The sequence below is a fragment of the Kocuria sp. NPDC057446 genome (assembly GCF_042802875.1).
GTDB lineage: Bacteria > Actinomycetota > Actinomycetes > Actinomycetales > Micrococcaceae > Kocuria.
Window position 1 is genome coordinate 1 of the sequence record NZ_JBHVDI010000234.1, and the last position, 4,111, is coordinate 4,111.

Annotated in this window: 5 protein-coding genes; 3 read left to right on the forward strand and 2 right to left on the reverse strand. The window is 64.1% G+C overall.

Annotated elements, in window-relative coordinates; genetic code table 11:
• Nucleotides 1-535, forward strand: a 535-nt coding sequence (locus ACFU0Y_RS17455; protein WP_380216120.1) for a hypothetical protein, incomplete at its 5' end; no start/stop codon positions are given.
• 32 nt (nt 536-567) lie between these two features.
• Here ACFU0Y_RS17455 and ACFU0Y_RS17460 read toward each other — a convergent pair.
• On the reverse strand, nt 568-756 hold the full coding sequence (locus ACFU0Y_RS17460) for an LPXTG cell wall anchor domain-containing protein (protein ID WP_380216122.1): 189 nt from the start codon (nt 754-756) through the stop codon (nt 568-570).
• 338 nt (nt 757-1,094) lie between these two features.
• Here ACFU0Y_RS17460 and ACFU0Y_RS17465 point away from each other — a divergent pair, with 338 nt between their 5' ends.
• Nucleotides 1,095-1,880 carry a hypothetical protein gene (locus tag ACFU0Y_RS17465; protein WP_380216124.1) on the forward strand — a complete coding sequence of 262 codons (786 nt, stop codon included), beginning with the start codon at nt 1,095-1,097 and terminating at the stop codon, nt 1,878-1,880.
• 929 nt (nt 1,881-2,809) lie between these two features.
• Nucleotides 2,810-3,304, forward strand: a complete 495-nt coding sequence (locus ACFU0Y_RS17470) for a hypothetical protein (protein ID WP_380216126.1) — start codon at nt 2,810-2,812, stop codon at nt 3,302-3,304.
• Between the two features lie 586 nt (nt 3,305-3,890).
• Here ACFU0Y_RS17470 and ACFU0Y_RS17475 read toward each other — a convergent pair.
• Nucleotides 3,891-4,111: hypothetical protein (locus ACFU0Y_RS17475; protein ID WP_380216128.1), on the reverse strand; the 221-nt coding region annotated here is incomplete at its 5' end.

A 4,111-nucleotide genomic window follows, 5' to 3' on the forward strand; every position in this document is an offset into this window, starting at 1 on the left:
CCTCCAGATTTTCACCGAGAGCTGGTACTGGGATGCGCTCTCGGCTATCGCCACAGTCATGGCCGTCGCCGTCTCCCTCATGACAGTCCTCCACCAACGCCAACGCGAGATCCATCTCCGGGACGAAGAGGCTCAGCGCCAACACCGTGCTCAGGCTGACCTGATCTCCCTCTGGTTCGACGATTCTCGTGACTTGATCTGGATCGAGAACCGCTCCGAGCAGCCCATCTACGAGGTGGCGGCCTGCCTCATGCTCCCGAGTGGTGGGCCTGCACTGGACGGTCACACTCACATGCCTCTCGCCGCTGGCGGTGGAGTCGTCCGTGTTCTCCCGCCTCGGCACCGCACATTCGTTTCCCCTGCGGCGTCCATCTCTCATCCCGTTCCCTTCATGGCGTTCCGGGACGTCCACGGGACTCCCTGGGAGCGTGACCACAACGGCAACCTCAGGCAGCTGGCGACGGGAATCTTTGAGCGCTTTGGCGTCACCTCTGAGCAGGAGGGCTACACCGAGTCGTTCCCCCAGCCCATCTGATCCACTGGCGGGCGGAACCATGAAACTTTCCGTCACTTCACCTGCGCGGACCCCTCAGCTGGCTTCTTCTGCTTCTTGGTCCCGAGGAACACGCTGAGGATCACCAAGACCATGCCGATGCTGGTGAGCCAGGAGCCCATGGCTCCCTGCAGCGCCAACACCAAGGACACGATCAGCACCACTCCGGCGGCCCCGACGAGCCACCACCGGGCGGGAGTCACTGGTCTTCCGTTCCTGCACGGCCTGACGGCCGGTCCTGGTGCATCTCGAGCTGTCGGTGCTTCTTCTTCGCCATGCTCATCTCCTGCTGCTCGGGACTCTGCTGGATCCATCCTTGCGTGCTGACCTGTCGTGCTGAATCCCCTCATGTGCACTAGGCGGGCCGGGGGCCCGTTCTGGAGTACTGGAGTACTGGTGTACTGGTGTAACGGTCTGACCCCTCCGGCACGGCCTACGACCTGCCCGTTCCCTTATGAACACTGGGGAATAGGCCCCGCCGGCCCCCCTGATACCGTGTCCCATTCCGGAAAATCTGATCCCCTGGAGGACGTCCTCGCTCATGCCCACCGACGAGTGCCGAACCCCTGGTTGCGACCGTCCGCGCGCAGAGAACGACCGCTGTCCTCGGCATGCTCGGACCTGGCGGAACCACGCCGTCCGCTGCTATCTCTGCAACCAGATCATCGAGCGCGCGGACACGGTGCGGGACTTCTCGGACCCCACCGTCCGGCCCAAGATCCACGGCAGGACCGAGTGGTGGACTGGCCCTCTCGGCCTCAAGACGCTGGTCTCCTTGGGTCGGTGCCATGAGCGGTGGCATCTGCTCCGGGACGCCCGGCACAACCGGCGGCTCCTGGCCGACAACCTGGCCCTGGCCCCCGAGTTCCCGGACTGCTGGACGTGGACAGGGCCACTGAACCCTGTTGGCCGTCCACTGTTCGTGCCGCATGGTGGCGACCCGAAGTTCCCCTGGCTGGCCTACCGCGCCATGTGGGGACTGACCCAACCTGGACCCCTGAAGCGCGGCTGGGTACTGGATCACGCAGGCTGTCGTGCAGCTGACAGCTCCACTGCTCGGAACATCAGGTGCGTCAGCCCCCTCCACCTCAAGCCCCGGACCCAGGTCGCGAACCAGAAGCGTGTTGGCACCAGGGCATCGGCGCCCATCGCCGCGCACGCCACACCCGGCACGCTGTTCATCGGCCTCAGCCCACATCTGCCCTGGCCCCTTGATCCGGCCCTGCTCCAGACCTACGACGTGGACGCCCTGTACGCCGACATCGCTGAGCAGGAGAGCTACGAGATGACCCGGTTGCACGAGCTCCTGGAGAAGGCCGGCCTCTGATCCCCAGCTGCCGGCAAAGTCCTCAACCCGTACGGCAGAAGACCTGCTAGGCACGACCGGTCCCGCGGCCTACGGCGAACGGGTCACCCCCCACCTCGCCTGGCCTTGGCCCAGCGACCAGCAACCCAGGTCACCACTCCTCCGACCACTGCCGTCGCCAGGGTTGCCCCTGTTGCGTTCGCGGCTCCACGCACCAGCTCTGCCACTGCGCCTGCTTCTGCCAGCATCTCGATCACGTTCGTCTGTTTCCCTTCTGGCCGTGCCCGGTGCACGTCCTACCCCCTGGTGTGCGGCGCGGGGCAGGATCTAACGCACACATCCACGGCCCTGGTGACCGCCCTCTATCCATTGACGCTCATGCCGTCCGGAATGTTGGGGATCAGACTGCCTCCCTGTGACAGGTAGGGGTCCTTGGTGGGCGTTTGCGCAACGGACTGCAGCTAGTTCTCCTCCGTGGTAGAACGCAGCGCTCTCGGGCTTGAGCGGGTCGAACATCTGCCCGTCCTCGTGCTCATGAGTTCTGTCTCGCAAGGCAAGGGTTGTGACACAGACGACGAGACACCTTCGGTGCCCCCGCTATCTCGCGGAACTTGGTGTCTCGTATCCATGTGCTTTATCCATGTGCACCGGATCAGGTACTCATCGTCAGTTACGAGACACAATGAGCTGGCCTGTCCTTGCGGGACATGGGGGTGCTCACCGTGACCAGTGGTCAAGGCAGCGTGGCCTACAGTCATGGACCCCCTGTCATGGGTACCCCCGATTCCGCGAGGTATCAGGGATGAACATAGGCACAGTTCGACCATGAACACCCCGACAGAGCATGGGATGCTGTGCCCATGACGACAGGCGAGAGCACAGGGGAGCACACCGCGAACACCCGACCTGAGGCCACATTCGGGATGAAACGAGCCGCTGAAGTGGCAGGCGTGTCCGTCTCCACCATCCGGCGGAACAAGGAGTTGCTGCGCGAGCACGGCGCAGTGCTAGACCCGGACGGCTGGAAAGTCCCTATGTCCGCCCTGATCGCCTCTGGACTCATGCGCCGGACCACGCCCCCGGACCAGCCGGCCACGGGCGCACAGGGAGCCGCTGGCACGGCCACGGAGGACGACGTGCACACCCGTCTCCGAGAGCTGGAGCGGGAGAACCTGGAGCTGCGTCACCGTGCCGAGCTGGAAGCTGAGCGCCGCCGATCTGCTGAGGTGCTGGCCCATGAACGCGGGGAAGCGCTGGAGGCCGAACGCATGGCGCTGAGAATGCTTACGGGCGGACAGCCCGGGGCCATGATCGCCACAGCCTCCAGCGATCCGGAGACGGCTTCGCCTGCGGCAGGGGCACTGAGGCCGCACCTGGAGCCAGAGAAGTATGCACAGGAGCGCACAGCGCCTCGCCCGTCCTGGCGGCAGCGCTGGTTCAGGTGAAAGGCTCAGAGCCTCTCTAAGGCTTCATTGCCCCATCCTGGTGGTTTTACCGGGATCACCCGTACAAGGCTCTCAGATCGCCTCCTGTGGCCTTTCAGGGGCATGTTTGCCTATGACCTTTGCCCTACTGGTGGGGGAGTCATCCGATCTGTGCGCGCCTGCGGCGCAGCTGGTACCTCCGGTGCGCCAGCTCACCTGTCTGCTAGCGTCACATGAGTAAGCCCCGGCAGGACGGCAATCCTCCGGGGCACGGAGCAGACGCTAACGACGTCGGCTCACGACCAGGGTAAACCAGCCCTGAGCCCGTGGCCACCTGTTGAGCGATCTGCTCCGGGTGGTCTTTTGCTTGATCGTCCTCACCACCCGTAAATAATCCGGCAGGACGTTGGCGTTATAGCCCTGTGAATATTCCTAGCGTCAAAGGAATAGGGGAAAGCCTAGGCCGGGCATTCCCTAACGGTTACACAATAGCTTTCTGAGAAATCAGAGGGTCTAATTGTGATGACCTCAATTCGGTTTGAGAGGGGCCGGTGAACTGGGCGAATCTGGGGTGAGGGATCAAGACCACCGGTCCGTTAGGACTCCACTAGGCGGCGCAGCCGCCCCTGTCCCAGAGGTGCCCCCTGACCACCAGCCCGATCCCCTCACCTAGCTCCACCCTGACGCCCACTCCGACCCCCTCCCCCAGCGTCACCCCGAACGCAGAACCCCTCCTCCAGATTTTCACCGAGAGCTGGTACTGGGATGCGCTCTCGGCTATCGCCACAGTCATGGCCGTCGCCGTCTCCCTCATGACAGTCCTCCACC